This is a genomic window from Flagellimonas pelagia, assembly GCF_003584135.1.
Lineage (GTDB): Bacteria > Bacteroidota > Bacteroidia > Flavobacteriales > Flavobacteriaceae > Flagellimonas > Flagellimonas pelagia.
In genome coordinates this window covers 383,425-400,804 of sequence record NZ_QXFI01000036.1, presented here as the reverse complement: position 1 = coordinate 400,804, position 17,380 = coordinate 383,425, and the positions used below count along the sequence as shown (strand labels likewise).

Annotated in this window: 17 protein-coding genes; 6 read left to right on the top strand and 11 right to left on the bottom strand. The window is 44.1% G+C overall.

Annotation, left to right across the window (positions count from 1 at the left end):
* Positions 1-22 precede the first annotated feature (22 nt).
* Both D2V05_RS18835 and D2V05_RS18830 read right to left on the bottom strand, forming a co-directional pair.
* Positions 23-970, bottom strand: coding sequence for a glycosyltransferase family 2 protein (locus D2V05_RS18835; protein ID WP_119641219.1), 948 nt, complete (start codon positions 968-970; stop codon positions 23-25).
* A gap of 42 nt (positions 971-1,012) precedes the next feature.
* On the bottom strand, positions 1,013-1,534 hold the full coding sequence (locus D2V05_RS18830) for a DUF4199 domain-containing protein (RefSeq protein ID WP_119641220.1): 522 nt from the start codon (positions 1,532-1,534) through the stop codon (positions 1,013-1,015).
* Positions 1,535-1,693: 159 nt separating this feature from the next.
* Here D2V05_RS18830 and D2V05_RS18825 point away from each other — a divergent pair, with 159 nt between their 5' ends.
* Together D2V05_RS18825 and D2V05_RS18820 are read left to right on the top strand one after the other, a co-directional pair.
* Positions 1,694-1,945, top strand: a complete 252-nt coding sequence (locus D2V05_RS18825) for a type B 50S ribosomal protein L31 (protein WP_119641221.1) — start codon at positions 1,694-1,696, stop codon at positions 1,943-1,945.
* A gap of 101 nt (positions 1,946-2,046) precedes the next feature.
* The gene (locus D2V05_RS18820) at positions 2,047-3,222 is read left to right on the top strand and encodes a GlmU family protein (RefSeq protein WP_119649141.1); all 1,176 of its coding nucleotides are present in this window, start codon (positions 2,047-2,049) and stop codon (positions 3,220-3,222) included.
* A gap of 7 nt (positions 3,223-3,229) precedes the next feature.
* Here the strand turns inward: D2V05_RS18820 and D2V05_RS18815 are convergent, their stop codons facing one another.
* Complete coding sequence (locus D2V05_RS18815; protein WP_119649140.1) at positions 3,230-4,876, bottom strand: SulP family inorganic anion transporter; 1,647 nt, start codon at positions 4,874-4,876, stop codon at positions 3,230-3,232.
* 318 nt (positions 4,877-5,194) lie between these two features.
* Between D2V05_RS18815 and D2V05_RS18810 the strand changes: the two genes are divergently transcribed.
* From D2V05_RS18810 to D2V05_RS18795, 4 genes are all read left to right on the top strand, one after another.
* Positions 5,195-5,776 (top strand): hypothetical protein, encoded by a 582-nt coding sequence (locus D2V05_RS18810; protein ID WP_147378315.1) that lies wholly within the window; start codon positions 5,195-5,197, stop codon positions 5,774-5,776.
* Between the two features lie 41 nt (positions 5,777-5,817).
* Complete coding sequence (locus D2V05_RS18805) at positions 5,818-6,879, top strand: sensor histidine kinase (protein WP_119649136.1); 1,062 nt, start codon at positions 5,818-5,820, stop codon at positions 6,877-6,879.
* Positions 6,876-7,601: a LytR/AlgR family response regulator transcription factor gene (locus D2V05_RS18800; RefSeq protein ID WP_119649134.1), complete on the top strand. Its 726-nt coding sequence runs from the start codon at positions 6,876-6,878 to the stop codon at positions 7,599-7,601. Before D2V05_RS18805 ends, D2V05_RS18800 begins: the two co-directional genes overlap by 4 nt.
* An 87-nt stretch (positions 7,602-7,688) precedes the next feature.
* Positions 7,689-9,503, top strand: a complete 1,815-nt coding sequence (locus tag D2V05_RS18795) for a CocE/NonD family hydrolase (RefSeq protein ID WP_119649411.1) — start codon at positions 7,689-7,691, stop codon at positions 9,501-9,503.
* 10 nt (positions 9,504-9,513) lie between these two features.
* Here D2V05_RS18795 and D2V05_RS18790 read toward each other — a convergent pair whose 3' ends face one another.
* The 8 genes from D2V05_RS18790 to D2V05_RS18755 all read right to left on the bottom strand — a co-directional run bounded on the left by D2V05_RS18790 (position 9,514) and on the right by D2V05_RS18755 (position 17,351).
* A complete protein-coding gene (locus tag D2V05_RS18790; RefSeq protein WP_119649132.1) occupies positions 9,514-10,371 on the bottom strand; it encodes a hypothetical protein in 858 nt (285 codons plus the stop codon).
* A gap of 146 nt (positions 10,372-10,517) precedes the next feature.
* Positions 10,518-10,943, bottom strand: a complete 426-nt coding sequence (locus D2V05_RS18785) for a sulfur reduction protein DsrE (protein ID WP_119649131.1) — start codon at positions 10,941-10,943, stop codon at positions 10,518-10,520.
* Between the two features lie 5 nt (positions 10,944-10,948).
* Positions 10,949-11,344 carry a DoxX family protein gene (locus tag D2V05_RS18780; protein WP_119649129.1) on the bottom strand — a complete coding sequence of 132 codons (396 nt, stop codon included), beginning with the start codon at positions 11,342-11,344 and terminating at the stop codon, positions 10,949-10,951.
* Positions 11,345-11,356: 12 nt separating this feature from the next.
* Positions 11,357-12,985, bottom strand: a complete 1,629-nt coding sequence (locus tag D2V05_RS18775) for a bifunctional metallophosphatase/5'-nucleotidase (protein WP_119649127.1) — start codon at positions 12,983-12,985, stop codon at positions 11,357-11,359.
* Positions 12,986-13,048: 63 nt separating this feature from the next.
* Positions 13,049-13,426 carry a hypothetical protein gene (locus D2V05_RS19580; RefSeq protein ID WP_147378314.1) on the bottom strand — a complete coding sequence of 126 codons (378 nt, stop codon included), beginning with the start codon at positions 13,424-13,426 and terminating at the stop codon, positions 13,049-13,051.
* Between the two features lie 163 nt (positions 13,427-13,589).
* On the bottom strand, positions 13,590-14,033 hold the full coding sequence (locus D2V05_RS18765) for a lipocalin-like domain-containing protein (RefSeq protein ID WP_119649123.1): 444 nt from the start codon (positions 14,031-14,033) through the stop codon (positions 13,590-13,592).
* 238 nt (positions 14,034-14,271) lie between these two features.
* The gene (locus D2V05_RS18760; protein WP_119649121.1) at positions 14,272-15,498 is read right to left on the bottom strand and encodes a hypothetical protein; all 1,227 of its coding nucleotides are present in this window, start codon (positions 15,496-15,498) and stop codon (positions 14,272-14,274) included.
* Positions 15,499-15,758: 260 nt separating this feature from the next.
* Positions 15,759-17,351, bottom strand: a complete 1,593-nt coding sequence (locus tag D2V05_RS18755; RefSeq protein ID WP_119649119.1) for a serine hydrolase domain-containing protein — start codon at positions 17,349-17,351, stop codon at positions 15,759-15,761.
* Between the last annotated feature and the right edge of the window lie 29 nt (positions 17,352-17,380).

The window sequence follows — 17,380 nt, the reverse complement described above, 5'->3', positions numbered from 1 at the left end:
ATTAAAGGGGTTTGGGAATACCCTAAAGATTAATTTTATCGGAGATGGTGTATCGGGTGTCGTTTTTTCTGGAACGTACCATAATCTCGCCCAAAAAACCTGCCAAAAATAGTTGGGTACCTATAATCATGGCTGTTAGGGCGATGTAGAATTGTGGTCGTTGCGTGATCAATCGTCCTGTAGGATTCAAAAAGAGTTTATCGATGCCCAAATAGAGCGAAAATCCAAAACCTACGATGAACATAAGCACGCCCAACGCCCCGAACAGGTGCATGGGTCTACGGCCGAACTTGGAAACGAACCAAATGGTGATCAGGTCCAAAAAGCCATTGATGAAACGTTCCATCCCAAATTTGGTGGTACCGTATTTTCGGGCCTGGTGCTGGACCACTTTTTCGGAAATGTTGGAAAACCCTGCATTCTTGGCCAAAACAGGGATGTAGCGGTGCATTTCCCCGTGAACTTCTATGGCCTTCACCACCTGATGGTCAAAGGCTTTTAATCCACAGTTAAAGTCGTGCAATTTTACCCCGGAGGTTTTGCGGGCGGCCCAGTTGAACAATTTGGAAGGGATGTTCTTGGCAATGACCGAGTCATATCTTTTTTTCTTCCAGCCGGAAACCACTTGGTTGCCTTCTTGGGTAATCATGCGGTACATTTCGGGGATTTCCTCTGGATTGTCCTGCAAATCGGCATCCATGGTGATGACCACATCGCCTTCGGCGGCCTTAAATCCAGCGTGAAGAGCCTGGGACTTTCCGAAGTTCTTCAAAAATCGGATACCTTTCACATGTTCATTTTTTTGCGAAAGCTCCATGATGGTTTCCCAAGAACCATCGGTACTGCCATCATCAATAAAGATGATCTCATATAAAAAATGATTGGATTGCATCACCTGTACAATCCAATCATGTAGTTCTTTAAGCGATTCTTGCTCGTTGAGTAAAGGAATTACAATGGAAATCTGCATTGCTTGTTTCTCGAATTCCCTTCAAAAGTAGCATTTTTTGGTTTAGTATTCCGGCTTGGACTTTTTTAGGATGAGCCCAGTGATGACTCCCACGACCAAACCGATGATGCAACTGAAGATCAAACCAATCGGATAGCGTAACCATCCTAGTTTTTTCTGCATGGCCACACCTTGTTGCCATTGTTCCTCCGTCATGGAAGGATTCTGTGCCATGGCCTTTGGTTTTGCCATTTCGATTGCCTTGTCCATAAAATCGGGCTCAATAAAGTTGATGAGCACGTACTGGTAAACAAGGGAAATGATGGTGGATACCAATGCGATTCCCACAGCGATCTTTAGGGCCTCGGAAATTTTCAGATAGCCCCCGTTGGCTTTTTTGTAGGCATTCACCCCAAGGAAAATAGCCACTACGGTCAATAGAACCGAAATGACAATAACAGGAGTGCTCATCTCATAGTGCATCTTTTGGGTGTAGAGCATTACCCCGAAGATTACGGAAACTACGCCTAGAATCAGGCCATAGTTCAACATGAATTTACTGGCTTTTGGTTGTTGTTCTTCCATTTTATTGATTTTTGTGTTGATTGTAGCTTGTTAGTGCTTGCTAGATGGATTTTGTTACAATAAATTTACTTTTTTATTTTTTACCTATTTTAAGTTGGAGGTATCAAAGAAATCATTAAATTTGCACCTCGAAAATTCTGAGATTAAGCATTTAAGACGATGAGAAAAGGTATACACCCAGAGAACTATAGATTGGTAGCTTTTAAAGATATGTCCAATGAGGATGTCTTTATCACCAAATCCGCTGCTGAAGCAAAAGAGACCATCACTGTGGATGGCGTTGAGTATCCTTTGGTGAAATTGGAGATTTCAAGAACTTCGCACCCATACTACACTGGTAAGACCAAATTGGTGGATACTGCTGGTAGGATTGACAAGTTCAAGAACAAGTACAAGAAATTCAGCAAGTAAGGGGAATAGGCCGATAAGGGCCGTCTCTTTAACGAAATATACAAGCGCTCCTGAATCTTTTCAGGGGCGTTTTTTATTTTTGTACCAACCAAAGTTAAGCCATGAACTATATTCTTTCCGACGGATACCAACGCGAAGATCTTTTTCCCTTTACCTTCACACGGCCCGTATGCGAGATTCGGGTAGGCATCCTGACCATTCGGGAGAAATGGGAAAAATGGCTAGGCACTTCTGTCAGCAGCCTTACCGAAGAATACCTTTCAGAAAAATTTTCGCTAGAGATAGGGAAGGAGAATGTAGTGATCAACGGAAGCTATCTTCCCAATGCCAGCTTATTGGCCGCTATCCAAAGTTTGAAAAAAGGAGAGGCTTTGATGGATCAAGATCAATACATCGCTTATGGTACCGATGGTGCCAAGACACCTTTCAACAGTGATGACTATGTGCTGATTCCGTATACTTCGGACAGCTTGACCATCAAGCATACCTGGGACATTTTTTCCAAAAACGGTGAAGCTTTGCAATCCGATTTTGACCTGTTGACCAAAGGAAGAAAAAGTCAACCCATTTCAAGTACCAACCAAGTGTTGAACCCTGAAAATATTTTCATCGAAGAAGGTGCCACGGTAGAGTTCAGTATTTTGAACGCGTCCACAGGACCCATCTATATTGGTAAAAATGCCTTGGTGATGGAGGGCTGCATGATCCGGGGAGGTTTCGCCCTTTGTGAAAATGCCGTTGTGAAAATGGGTGCCAAGATTTACGGACCCACCACGGCTGGACCCGGTTGTAAACTCGGTGGCGAAGTAAACAATTCAGTTCTGTTCGCCAATTCCAATAAGGGACATGATGGTTTTTTGGGCAATTCCGTGTTGGGGGAATGGTGCAATATCGGAGCCGATACCAATACTTCCAATTTAAAAAACAACTACGCAGAGGTACGCCTGTGGAACTACAAAACCGAAGGTTTTGCCAGAACAGGTCTTCAGTTTTGTGGGCTGATGATGGGCGATCACAGCAAATGTGGTATCAACGTCATGTTCAACACAGGAACCGTGGTTGGGGTGAGTGCCAATATTTTTGGTAGTGGGTTTCCACGGAATTTTGTCCCCAGTTTCAGCTGGGGTGGGGCATCCGGGTTTACTACGTTTTTACCTAAAAAAGTCTTTGAGGTGGCTACGGCCATGATGGAACGCCGAGGCATGCAGTTCAACGAAACCGAGGCCCGTATCCTGGAACACGTTTTTGAACTTACCCAGAAGTGGCGGAATTATTGAAGGAATTTTAAATGATTTTGGCTTTTTCCACAGCGGTTTGGATATCCCGAACAACCAATTCCTTGTTTATCAAAGTGTAAAGGCCAAATTTTTCAAAATCTTTCTCCAAACCATCATTGACCCCTGAAATAATGACCTCAATCCCTTTGGATTTAAAGGTTTTGATGATTTCCTTCAATCCTTGGAAACCCGTGGCATCTATCAACGGAACATATCGCATTCGTATGATCACCGCCTTGGGCTGGATATGGGTTTGGGTGATGGTTTCCTGAAATTGTCTTGCCGCACCAAAGAAGAGGGGACCGTTGATCTCATATAAAACCACATTTTTGGGTATTGCCAAGTTTTCGTTCTCAAAAAGTTGTTCCGCTTCTTGACTTTCGTGGGTAATATTCTGTATTTGAACAGATTCACTCATTCTTTTCATGAATAAAAAACTTGCGAGTACTACACCAACCTCAATGGCAATGATCAAATCAAATAGAACGGTAAGCAAAAATGTAGTCAATAAAATGATGATGTCCATTCGGTTTCCTTTGAGAATGGATACAAATTGCCTCCATTCACTCATGTGGTATGCGACCACCACCAAGATGCCCGCCAAGCAGGAAAGCGGAATCAATTTGGCATAAGGGGCAAATAACAACATAATGGCCAACAAGACCAGTCCATGCACAATGCCCGCAATTGGGGTACGTCCACCGTTTTTTACGTTGGTGGCAGTTCTGGCGATGGCACCGGTGGCAGGGATTCCGCCCAAAAGTGCAGAAAAAATATTGGCCGCCCCTTGGGCGATGAGTTCCATGTTGGAGCGGTGTTTTCCACCTATCATGGAATCGGAGACCACAGCAGAGAGCAAGGATTCGATGCCACCCAACAAAGCGATGGCAAATGCAGGCTGAATGAGGGATTTCACGGTTTCAAAATCAATGGAAGGAAAAGAGGAAAAATCAAAATGGTTCGGGATTTCCCCAAAGTTGCTTTCGATGGTATCCACAGGAATATCAAAAACGCTGACAGCTATGGTGGACAACAGGATGGCCACAATGGACCCAGGAACTTTTGCTATCCATTTTTGAAAGAACAGGGTCAGCAAGACCGTACCCACAGCAATGGCAATGGCATACCCATTGACATGGCTGAAATTTTGAAAGTATATGGACCATTTCTCCAAAAAATCGGAAGGAACTTCTTTAACCCCCAATCCCAAAAAATCGTTCACTTGGGAAGATAGGATGATCAGTGCTATGGCACTGGTGAATCCCACAATCAACGAATAGGGGATAAATTTCAGGAGATTGCCCAGTTTGGCAAGTCCGAACCCGATGAGGATAAAACCTGCCATAAAAGTGGCTATGGTCAAACCGGAAAGACCAAACTGTTGCACAATGCCATAAACAATGACAATGAAGGCACCTGTGGGCCCTCCAATCTGCACCCGACTTCCACCTAGCACTGAAATAATGATTCCGGCTACAATGGCCGTGATCAATCCTTTTTCAGGCGAAACCCCAGAAGCAATGGCAAAAGCGATGGCCAAGGGCAGGGCCACGATTCCCACAATGGAACCAGAAATAATATCTTTTGAAAGTGTTTCCTTGGAGATGCCTCCTTTTAGGAGGGAAAATAATTTAGGGGTGAATTCCACATTCATGTTTCAGGGGCTTTGACCAATACACTATTCTTGTAGAGAGATTTCGAATTTAGTGGAAAAATGATATGGTTGATACGGAAGCTCAAGAAGGTTATCACCCTTTTTGTCAACTGTTTTGGAATAGTGGGCTGTATTTGGAAAAGGTTTTGAGATTATCCAAAAGTGGCATACGTCCAACTGATGTCATACGCTTAACCCCTAGTTTTTTACGTCCATGTACTTTCTATTCCTCGGATGGGATGTTTTCTGTTGCTTTGTACCGGTTGTGAAGGATACGGTCACAACCATCATGATACATCAATCAAAAAATCAACAGAGATGAAAACAAAGGTACTATTCTACATGGCACTCCTACTGATCTTCGGTAATTGTGCAACAACAAAAACCAATTCACCCATTTTAAAAGATTATACTCTTGGGGAAAAATGGATCTGGAAATGGGAACGTGTAGTTGAAGGGGAGGTTCGTGCACAAGGGGAAGACATTCAAGAAGTAGTCAACTACAACGGGACTTTAGGGCTTTGGAACGGTATCGATACGCTTCAAATTTCAAAAACGATTCATCAAGAGCAGAGCGATACCCCATTTCGGAATTGGCCTTTAGAGGTAGGAAAAAAATGGAAATATGTATCGGAATGGGAAAATAATGAAGGTACTACTGGAAAAACAAGCCAAGATGCTGAAATTACCGCATTTGAAGATTTACATGTGGTGGCCGGTACATTCAAGGCATATAAAATAGAATACAAAGGAATTGTAACAAATTCCAGAGGTTTTAAGGGGGAGATGAACGATATTTGGTGGTATTCCCCGGAATTGAAAACCTATATCAAACATGTCAACGATGATGGTTATGGCTTATATACCAATGAATTGACTAGCTATTCAAAAGCCGATTAAAATGACCTTAGCCTAAATCCAATACATTTCAAACCAGAACTTTGGGAGCAAATAAATCAAATACGGGAATATCGCTTTATTGGAAATGCCAAATCGTATGTTGGGGTGTGGTTTCCTTGTTGTGGTTGTACATTGCTTTGGACAGAGATCATTTTACGGTTCCCCATGCCATTGTCAATTATGTGTTGGACGTTTCTGTTTGCATTGGCCTAACCCACGCGTACAGGGCGATTGCGTTAAGGTCAGGATGGAATCAACTGGGCATTAAACAACTGCTAAAAAGGATCATTCCATCCATATTGATTTTGGCCGTTTTGTTTATGCAGTTGATGAATCTAAAAACTTCGGCCTATATCTATTTGGTGCATCACAACAATACCTTTGAGGACAACGTATGGATTTGGAACCCAGTTTTGATAACAGGATTGAGGCATATGGCCATTTGGGTGCTGGCCTATCATGCTTATCATTTTTACCAAAGAGAAGTAAAAACGACAAAGGCGAATGCACAGCTTTCGGTAATTGCAAAGCAGACCCAACTGGACAATCTGGCGGCACAGTTGAACCCTCACTTCCTGTTCAATTCCCTAAATTCCATCAAGGCATTGGTCATTGAAAACCCCAAGAGTGCACGAAGGGCCATCGATCTATTGTCCGATCTATTGCGTTCATCACTTTATGAAAAAGAGCATACCACCATATCCATTGCGGAAGAAATGGCATTGGTAAAGGATTATGTGGAGTTGGAAAAACTACGATTTGAGGAACGTCTCAATATTCAATTCAATGTGGACCAGACTCTTGAACACTTTAAAATCCCGCCATTGAGTATTCAACTTTTGGTGGAAAACGCCATCAAACATGGGATAGATAAACAGTTGGAAGGAGGTACCGTTGCTATTTCGGTACAAAAGGAGAACGACCATGTGGTGATAACCGTCAAAAACCCTGGAAATCTCTCCAAAGATGATCATATTGGGGTTGGATTAAAAAATCTAAAGCAACGCCTTTTGTTGCAATATGAAGGGAAGGCGGATTTTAAGATGGAGTCTCCTTCTGAAAACGATGTGGTTGCCACCTTAATGATACCGATTGAAAAATGAAGGATAGATATACAACTTTGATCATAGATGATGAGCGTTTGGCCCGTGAAGAGGTCCGAAGGGCGCTTGAAGGCTATCCAGAATTTGAAATTGTGGGAGAAGCGAACAATGCAGAAGTTGCCATCAGTTTGATTGAAAAAGAACAGCCTGACATCATCTTTTTGGATATCCACATGCCGGGGAAATCAGGGTTTGATTTGTTGGAGGAACTGGGAACCGTTCCCGAAGTGGTGTTCACAACCGCGTATGATCATTATGCCGTGCAAGCTTTTGAGGTAAATGCGCTGGATTATTTGGTAAAACCGCTTAGGGACGAGCGTTTTGTCAAAACCATTGAAAAGGTAAAGGTTGAATTGCAAAAGAAGGAAGAGGCACAGAAAGCACCGTTGGCAAGCCATCAAAAAATCTTTATCAAGGATGGGGAAAAGGTATATTTCATTGCATTGGCCGAGATACGGTTGGTCGAGTCCATGGACAATTATGTGCGCCTATATTTTGGTGATCAAAAAGCCATGGTGAAGCGTTCCCTGAACCAACTGGAGGAAAAATTGGACCCCAATACGTTTTTCAGGGCCAACAGGAGCCAAATCATCAACACGGAATACATCAAGGAAATACAACCTTATTTCAACAACAAACTACGAATTGTAATGACCACTGAGGAAACCGTAGATCTATCGACCCGGCAATCGGTAGCCTTCAAAAACCGAAACAGTTTGTAGCGGTGTAACATGCAATCACATCAAAAAACGAATAGCAAAAGCATAAAGCTTAGGGGCGACTATGCCCTAAACTCAAAATCAATCAAAATGAAAAAATCGATTAGCAAAGCATGTAGTATGGCAGTTCTAGCCCTATGTTTCGTAGCTTCTTGCAAGGAACAGACCCCAGTTCAAACCCCAAGGACTGTTACCGAAAATGGCACAACCTATCTAGTTCAGGACAGTGTCTTGATTGCAACGCAGGATGGTGCCAAAATCCATGCAATCGTGGTTCGGAATGCCCAAAATGAGGAACCCACTCCTGCGGTGTTGTTCCATACCATCTACGCACGTAAAAGCGACCTAAAAAGAGCAAAAGTGGCAGCGGACCACGGGTATGTTGGGGTGGTTTCCTATACCCGTGGCAAAGGATTGAGCCCCGATTCCATTATACCCTATAAACATGAAACAACCGACACCTATGCGGTCATCGATTGGATTAGTAAGCAAGATTGGAGCAACCAAAAAGTGGGGATGTATGGCGGAAGTTATGTAGGCTTCACACAATGGGCCGCCATAAAAAACAAGGTGCATCCCGCCTTAAAAACGATCGTTCCTTCGGTTTCTGCGGCACCGGGTATCGCGGAGCCCATGGAAAATGGGGTCTATTTCAATTTTCACTTTCCATGGCACCATTATGTTTCGAACAACAAGTATTTGGATACCACCCTGTATTACAACGGGCAACGTTGGCAGGATTTGAACATGGAATGGTTTCAAAGAGGGGTGGCTTACAATGCCATGGATAGTTTGGATGGATTGCCCAATCCCCAGTTTCGGGAGCGATTGTTACACCCTACCATTGACACTTATTGGCAAGACTTGATACCCTATAAAGCTGATTTTTCCCATATCAACATACCTGTTTTGGCCACGACCGGGTATTATGATGGGGGACAAATCGGCACCCAGTACTATTTGAGGGAACATGCCAAATACAACAAAAATGCAGAACACTACCTGGTCATTGGGCCGTATACCCATTTTGGCGCCCAACAAAAACCAGATGCCCGTGTTTTGGGATATGACATCGATTCCGTGGCACAAATTGATATCACGGAGTTGATTTTCGAGTGGTTTGATTACGTCATGAAGGGTGAGGCCAAACCCACATTGCTTCAAGACAAGATCAATTACGAGGTCATGGGGGCCAACAAATGGGAACACGCTCCTTCATTGGGGCAGATGGCCAATGACACGCTCAATTATTATTTGAGTAACCAGCGATCAGGAGTGGCCTTTTCCTCGCTGTTTGGTACGGGAAACAACGGGGAAGATATTCATTACACACTGTCGGAGCAACCTGAAGACCCGAATGCATATTTGGAGCAGACCATTGATTTTTCGGATCGTAGCAACCCCACCTGGAATTCAAGTGGTTGGAGAACCATTATTACTGACAGCTTGATGGTGGGACATGGTTTTTCCTTTGCTACCGAACCTTTCGACTCCGATTTTGAACTGAACGGTTCTTTCGGAGGGGAGATCTCGGTATCCATCAACAAAAAGGATTTTGATTATAAAGTGGTGTTGTTTGAGCAGACCCCTGATGGCAAATTCTTTGCACTGGCATTACCTTATGTGGGTAGGGCAAGTTATGTGCGAGATCGAGAACACCGACAATTGTTGACGCCTAATGAAAAGACCAAACTTCCTTTTGGTATCGTACGGATGACGAGCAAGAAGATCAGTAAGGGTAGCAGATTGGTTGTGGTCATCAATGGGGTCAAGGACCCCTTTACTGAAATCAATTATGGCACGGGCAAAAAGGTAAGTGAAGAAACCATCAAAGATGCCCAGGAACCCTTGATCATCAAATGGTATGGCGATAGTTATCTAAAAATTCCGGTGAATAAAGATTGAGGCTCCCTTTTCAGGAAACTTTTTTAGCCGTAATGGTGATATCGGGTTCGGTTAGGGTCAGCGATTTAACGATATCTTCCTGAATGTCAAAAGAAATGGTCACCGACGGGGTGCCGTTGTAGGTAAATTGGTTATCCCCGATTTTGTACAGACCGCCACCAAACCCACCAATGGGGCCTAATGAAAGCAGTTTCCTCATGTTCACGGAAATGGTAAACCCTTCGTTTTCCGATGCACCATACAGGTAATTGCCCAAATATTGCTGTTGTTCTTCAGGACTTACCTCAATATAGGTAGGGCCACCAGCATTGCCTAAATTTTTTAGATAGGCGATGGTCTGTTCCAATTGTTCTATTTCCGATACGGTCATGCTGTCCTTCATGCGCTCGCCTGCATAAGCGTGATCCAACAAACTGATGCCGTGAGGACCCGCAACTTCCTGTATGCCAGGAGCTGCCTCCACAGCGGATTTAATGACCTGATAATGTCCCAACATGGCAAAAGTGAAGAGGGTAGGCCGGGCACCCATTTGCATCAGGTATTGGGCGATATCCCTTCTTCCTACATGCGAAGCCGCGCCAATGGCGGACTCAAAATCCCCAAATCGCCATTCCCAAACCGACCGTGAAAGTTCCGGTCTTTTGTCCACCAAAGATTTTACTTTATCCAAATCGAAATGGGAACTGCCCACCACTTCGGAAATGATCTCAGGGGCAATATTGGGAAAGTGTTTGGGAATTTCCGCACTGCTAAACCAAGAGTCGGTTTTGGGTGGATGGGCCATGCCGATGACCGGTAAGGATAGCCCCAGCATCCCCAAGGAATAGGCCTTTACTGCTGTTCTTCTGTTGATGGTTTCGTTTTTCATAGGATTGCTATTGAGGATGAAATGGGAAGCTTTGAATTTTAGAGCAATTCAAAAGGACCCCATCATCTAACCTTATGGAAAGTACCAAAAAAAGAAAAGGGACGATGTGAAAATCGCCCCTTTTAACAAAACTAAAACAGGTTTCCCTATAGCGTAATACTCAGAAAACCATCTTTTTGCAGGTTAAACCCATATAAAATGCCGTTTTCCACCACCCCCATTTCCTTGGGAAGTTTAGTGGCATCCACCCCGAACTTTTTCAATGAAAATCCACAGGCCAACAACTTAATGTTCTTGTTTTTGGCCATATCCAGATAGGGTTGCATGATTTCCAAGTTCGTAAGGTCGGAAACGGTCTGCCCGCAGATGACCACATGGAACTCCCCAAATTTTTCCCCGTCATCCGTGGCTAGGGCATCGGCGGCCAGGATAATGGCCTTCAGTTGGGGTACGTTGCGGGTGAGCACAAAATAATTGTTTAGCTCTTTGTCATAAGTCGTCTGGGCTTTCCCTTCTTGGAGCCCGGCAATGAATGTCATGGCTACCAAAGCCATCGTCAATATATGTTTCATGAATATTATTTTTTAAGTTTTGGATTCAGTACAATAAATAGGAGTCCGCCCAAAATGGCGATGTTCTTGAACAACGGCCCGATCGTGGCCATTTGTCCCACTTGAACGGTGAGCGTAATGGGCACCAATACACAAATGAGCACGATGGCCGACAAACGGGGTTTGAAACCCGCAAAAAGCGCAATGCCAAACACCAGCATCACCACGCCGGACACCATCACGGAAATTTCGGGGGGACCCAACAAATGGCCCAAGGCACCGAATCGGGCCTGATCCATTTTGGCAATGGTCTTGTCCACGTTGAGCAGATGGTTCAGACTGGCCACAATAAAGATCAGGCTCACCAACATCCGCAGAACGGTTACCGAAGTACGACTGACCGTAATCGTCTTGTTTTCCATATCGGTCAGGTTTTAGTGGAATTGATAATCGGTTCCCGGCAATTGCGACAACACATTGTCGCCTAGATCCAAGGCTTTGGCGCGACCATCCATCACAGGGGCGATGGTACCCTTCGCCTTGAGGTATTCCACGATTACGTCATGTACGGTATAGTCCATCACCTCAGTCTCGATGGTGTTTGGCATACGGCAAAGGGTAGGCAGCGGTTCGCCTTCGCGCCTACAGGCCGAAAGGGTGTACAGTTTATCTTCCTGCATGGGCTCGCCACCGATCATGATCGACGCCACGCGTTCCCCTTTGGGTTTGTTGGCATAAAAGGTGAGCTCCATACCCGAAAAGCGTACCAACCAACCCCCGAAGCGTTCCATGGGGTTTTGTGCAAATACGTTGTGGATTTCCTTTTCCAGCCAATCCTTGATCTGCTTGCCCGTAGCCTTGCCGATCTTCACTTTTTCGTTTACAGGGAGCATGCTCCACAGATCGGCCCGGGTAATGGGTGCCTTGCCACTTTCGCCAATAGAAATGGGCGTACTGAACCGGAATCCGTTGGAAATGGAAATATCGGCTCCGGTCTTCCAACGAGCAGCATCCGTGATGAAGTTGTCCATAGGATTTTCCACCACAAAATAGCGGTAGAGTGGGGTGCTGGTATAGCCCAACACCTGTTCGATTTCTTCCTTGTACGGAGCGGTTTCTTGATTTATGAGCTGTGCCACTTGTGCGTCGGCGGGATAGGTGGTAGGATCCACTTCCATGAGGTCGTAATTTTCCTTCACGATTTTGCCATCCTTCACCGTCAAGGTCAGTTTGCCCACAAAGGAGGCAAAGGCCCCAGGTTCGGTCACCTTGGAGTATTTGGCCTGAAGCGGTTTGCGGATGCGCTCGTGGGTATCGTTCCCCAAAATGTAATCCACACGTTGCAAGGCAGGGTGGTTGGCCAAATCGTATTGCTTGCTGATGCCGATATGCGTCACCAAAAAAAGCAGGTCCACCTTTTGATTGTCCTTGAGTTCGGTGATCAAAGCCTCCAAGTTTTTGTCGATGGGATCAAAACGGATGCCCTTGCTGAACGAAGGATTTTGGCGCACGGGAATCTCGGGATCGTTGTAGGAGATAAAACCGAGTTTTACGCCTTTCATTTCCTTGATGAAGTATTGGGGGAACAGGGTTTCGCCCGAAGCCTCATCGTACATATTGGCCGAAATGACCGGGGTGTCGTAGTGTTGCAGCACGTCCATCATGGTCTGTTTGCCATAGACGACCTCCCAGTTGCCGGGAATCAGAAAATCGTAACCCATGGCCTTGATGATCGACGCAAAGGCCTTCCCGTGCGAAAGAGCCGCCACGGCACTTCCTTGAATCATGTCGCCACCGTCCAAGATCAGGGTGCCTTCGGGGTCTTTGTTGCGTTCCTGCTCAAAAAGAGTCTTCATATGGGCCAAACCGCCCAATTTGCGAAAGGTGATTTGGTCGTTTTCCCAAAACAACTCATCGTGGGGCTGCAATTGCCCGTGAATGTCGGCGGTTTGCAATATGGTGATGGTCTGTTCGGGGTTTTCTTTTGGGGTCTCCTTGCACGAAAACAGGGTTCCGCCGAGGAGGGCCAGGGCCACCAAGCCCAGGATTTTATGTGGTATCATGTGTTTTGTGTTTGTAATGAAACGTAAGCTAAGGATAAAAAACAGGGTCTGGGTGAGGTTGGCTTACAGGTAGCCCTTAAACTGATGGTAGAGAATGTACAACGGTACCGAAGGGGACAAAGCCACTTTATTATTAGAATCTAGTACCAGTTGATTTCTTGTTGACCCAAGTGCTGCCAAAGCCGTGGTAGTAACAGGCAAAAAGGGCAGGGGTTGGGCGTTGACTTCCTTTGCTTTGGAAGTGGACACGGTTACAAAGGACGCGCAACAGGTTTTGGAGGCTGTGGTGGCCTTGATCTTGTTGGTGACCTTGGTGGTGGTGAGGCCCAAGGAGGACTCTATGGTGTTCCGGACCTTGCAGGGCGCCAAAAGGAGCAGCCCGATCAACAGAACGGACAACCATTTTTTAGTGCTAGGTGGTGATGTGCGGATTCCCTGCATATTTCAAATTAAAAACGATCTGTGCAATTTTGCTGTAACTAAAGTTACAGAGTTTTTGTTTGGGGGAGAAAAGGTGATGGTAGTAAGAGGCCACTGAGAGGCGTTGCTAACCCCCGAAAACAAAAAAAGCCCTAAAAAGGGCTTTTTTGTGGGTGACAATAGTCTATTGTTTTTCGTATCGTTCTTGGTATTCTCCTTCTCCTTCGTCCAAATAAAGGGTTAAGGTGTTCCCGGAGATTTCAAAGCCAACTTCAAATTTGTCTTGGTCTACATAATCGCCATACGTGTAGTCTGTCTTGATTACGGCATCGGAGACAAATTCCCATGTACCTTGTGAATCTTGGGTTTTCTCGCATGGGCCTTCAGAGTCATCATAATAGGTAAAACGAAAGACCCCATCTTCCTCAAAGGTCAAAGTTTGATTTTGCTCGCAGTCTGTTGCGGGTTCCTCACCATCGTCATCAACGTAGGCCACGTAGTTCCACGTTCCCAATAGCTCTGTTTCGACAAGGGGTTCATCCGGTTCGGGATCGGTGGTCTCACTTTCGCATGAAACGAATAGCAAGTTCAAGAAAAGTGCAGATAAAAAAAGTCTTTTGTGCATCATAGTAGGTTAGGGTTTCTAAAAAGTGTTTGGTAGGTAAACGGGTATAGCCAAAAGATTATTGCGGAGGACAAGTGGAATATGACCTCATGTTGGACGAGAAGTATTTTTATTTAGCACTATCCCCAGATTGTGCAGCAAACCAAGGACTATATATTGAAAAAAACCAAAATAGTTTTCTTGGGATAACATGTGCTTCCTATTATTATGGTATTTAAATACCCTTTCCTGATAATATATATCAGGAAAAATTTATTGCAACTTTTTCGGCAATTCTTCTTATAAGGTATAGATATGGCAAGATTTTATTGTTGTTTCTTTGAGTAGGAAGAATAACTTTATTTTCTCGAGATTCTCGAAGGTGAACAAGTACATTTCTAATTCGTTCAATATTCTTTTTAATTAATACTAGATCAGCTTCTTTCAAATGTTCTATTGCATTTTCACCATTTAAAATACGATCAATTTTAAGACCGCCTTCAAATTCTAAATCTTGGGAGAAAAATTCTTTATTGACTTCCAATTCATTCCGAACATCCTCAATTGATAAGTTTTCGGTAATTGTTTTCTCCAGTTTGATGGAATCGTCCTTTTGTGAAAAGTGATCTTTTAAATCTTCAATAAGTGATTTGGAAAAATAATCTGGTTTATCAAATATCTGTGGATCATTTAGTGTTTTTTGAATCTTAGCTTGAATTTTGTTGTCTAAATAGTAGTAAGATGAATACTCTAGTACTTGATAGTAGAATATAAATTTGAGCCTAACATTTACTGCTTGATGCGCTACCATGAAAGTATCAAGAAGGGTTGAATCTATAATCGTAGCATTTATTTTTCTTGGAAAGGTATCAAATAATTCATTGAGACAAGGGTTCTTATATCTCTCATTGTCTATTTCCTTAGCATGGATAAGAATCCTTGGTGTACTACGATCAAAATATGACATGTAAAAATTAAGGGATTTTGACAACCCAACGTAATCGTGTTTGATATTGTCAAAGTCCCCATTAATAAAGAAGCTGGCTAAAAATGACCGTTTCCGTAAATCTTCATAATGTTTCTCTGATAAGAGGTCTCGCAAAAACCTTAAATTTCGATAATCGCTAAGACTTTCCCTTTCATTGGGCCTAAATGCTTTGGATAATAAGACAAGACTAGAAGACATTTCACCAAACCAGCATTTGAATATCGTACCGTTGAATAAAAATTCAAACTCTCTTGATTTGATAGGTCTTTTCGGATCTATTGGGCCATAAACAAATTCAAGTTCTGATTTTTGTTTATCTAAAATAGCAGATAGTTGTTCCGGAAAGTATATGTTTTTCAAATCGGTTAATTTTTGTCTTTTTTTGAAAGAGAACGCTACGGACTTATCATTCCATGGATTTAATATTTTGTATTCGCTATCGAAAACTTCAATCGTTAGATTAGGATTATTCTTTTTAAGACTTATAAGATTTGCATTCATAGAGCAAAATAGTATTCATGTTAAATATGAAAATTGTATAGATTCAGCTAGAGAAATCCGGCAACTCCTTAATAATATTTGGAATTTCAGAATAATTTAAAAGGAGCAAAAAGTTATCAGATGATTCGTTTTAAATTAGTCACATTATTCAAGTTAAAAGAAAAACGCTTGCCGAACCTTACGGAAAAGCATAAGGTTTTCCCGTTTTATCAACAGTAATGCGTTGATATAGATGGTAGTATATATAAATCCGCCCTCATTCATGCATCCGGTTTGTTGGGCTCAAAGGAGACATCCAACCGTTGCACTTTTGGGTATTTCTCGGGAGTCAATGTAAAGAAGATGTTCACTTCCCCGTTTTCGGCCTGTAAGGTATAACGTCCCCGTAGTTGGTTTATGGGGTGCATGTCACCAACGTTTTTAATGGGGCCGGCTTTTTCCAAAACCTGTTGTATCGCTGCCATCCGTTTTTCCCTCGATTTGTCCAGATAAAAATTCTCGGCCAGAATTTGCTCCTCCAATGCGGGTTCCCAATGTTGGATCAGTTGGGTGATCTGTTCCTGTCGTTCCAGCAGCACATCGGAGACGGGTAATTTCCGTGGTTGTAGATCGGCGGTCTCGAACAATAGTTTACTAAGCTCGTTTAACGACCAGGGTGACGTATAGGTAAGGTTGCAAAAGGCCATAATGCCTACGCCGTACTCGGGGTAAAAGGCATAGTTGCTTCCAAAGCCCGGCAACGCACCCCCGTGGGAGACCCTTTTTAGGCCATCGCAGTATTCCGTAATGCCCAATCCAAAGCCATACCCGCCAAGAACAGGGCAGTCGTCCCCGTTATAGTCCTTAGCATCGGCGTACAGTCTTGGGAACTGCGGTGTCTGCATTTCGCGTAAAGAACTCCGTTTAATGGGGCCGTTGCCATCGTCATTTCGCGGAGGCCATGCAGAAAGGTGAAAACTTACATATTTACTAAAATCGGCTATGGAGGTAATGAGCCCCCCCATGGCACCAAAAGAGCCGTCGTGCAGCATGGGTTCCAGTTTCCACTGTTCGTCTTCCCAGCGATATCCTATGGCCAGTTGTTCTTCGGGAATGCCTTCGTATTCCCAATAGGTGTGGTCCATGCCCAAGGGCTTAAAAATGTTCTGCGTGATATACTCCTGAAAGGGCATCCCGGAAACCAAGGAAACAATATGTCCCAGAAGGGCATACCCGGTGTTGCTGTATTCGTACCCGTACGAAGGAACGTTGGAAAAGGAGATTCCTTCGTCCACAAGATCGATCAACATGTGATCGGGTTCGTCCAATTGGCGGTCGCCCCAGGGATTGTCCTCGGGGAATCCGGCCGTCATGGTCAAGAGGTTTTCAATATCTATGGTCGGTGCATCCTTGGTGAGATAGGTGAGTTTCGACATTTCGGGAATGTATTTGCTCACGGGATCGTTCAGCGACAGTTTTCCTTCATCCCTGAGTTTCATGATGGCCATCGCGGTAAAACTTTTGGTCATGGAGGCTATTCGAAAAGCCGATGAGGGCGAAGCGGGAATCTTCTTCTCGAGATTCAGGTATCCGGCGGCAGAGGTAAATACCAATTCGTTATCCACCACAATACCGAAGGCGACACCCGGTAAATGGTTGGCCTTGGCATGCTCCTCGATGGATTTTTGTAGCTCTCGTGCGATTTGTTTGATCTTTTCTATCCGATCATCGGGCTCAAAAGCTGGTGCTTTGTACGACTCGGAATAGGAGTGGGTCGGGCTTTCGGTCGTTGTTTCGGTGGTTTGTTTTGGATTGCACGAAAAAAGGGTCGCGACCAAACAAATGGTGGCAAGTTGATAAAGTAAGTATTTCATTCCTTTTGTGTTAGAAGGTATATGTTAAA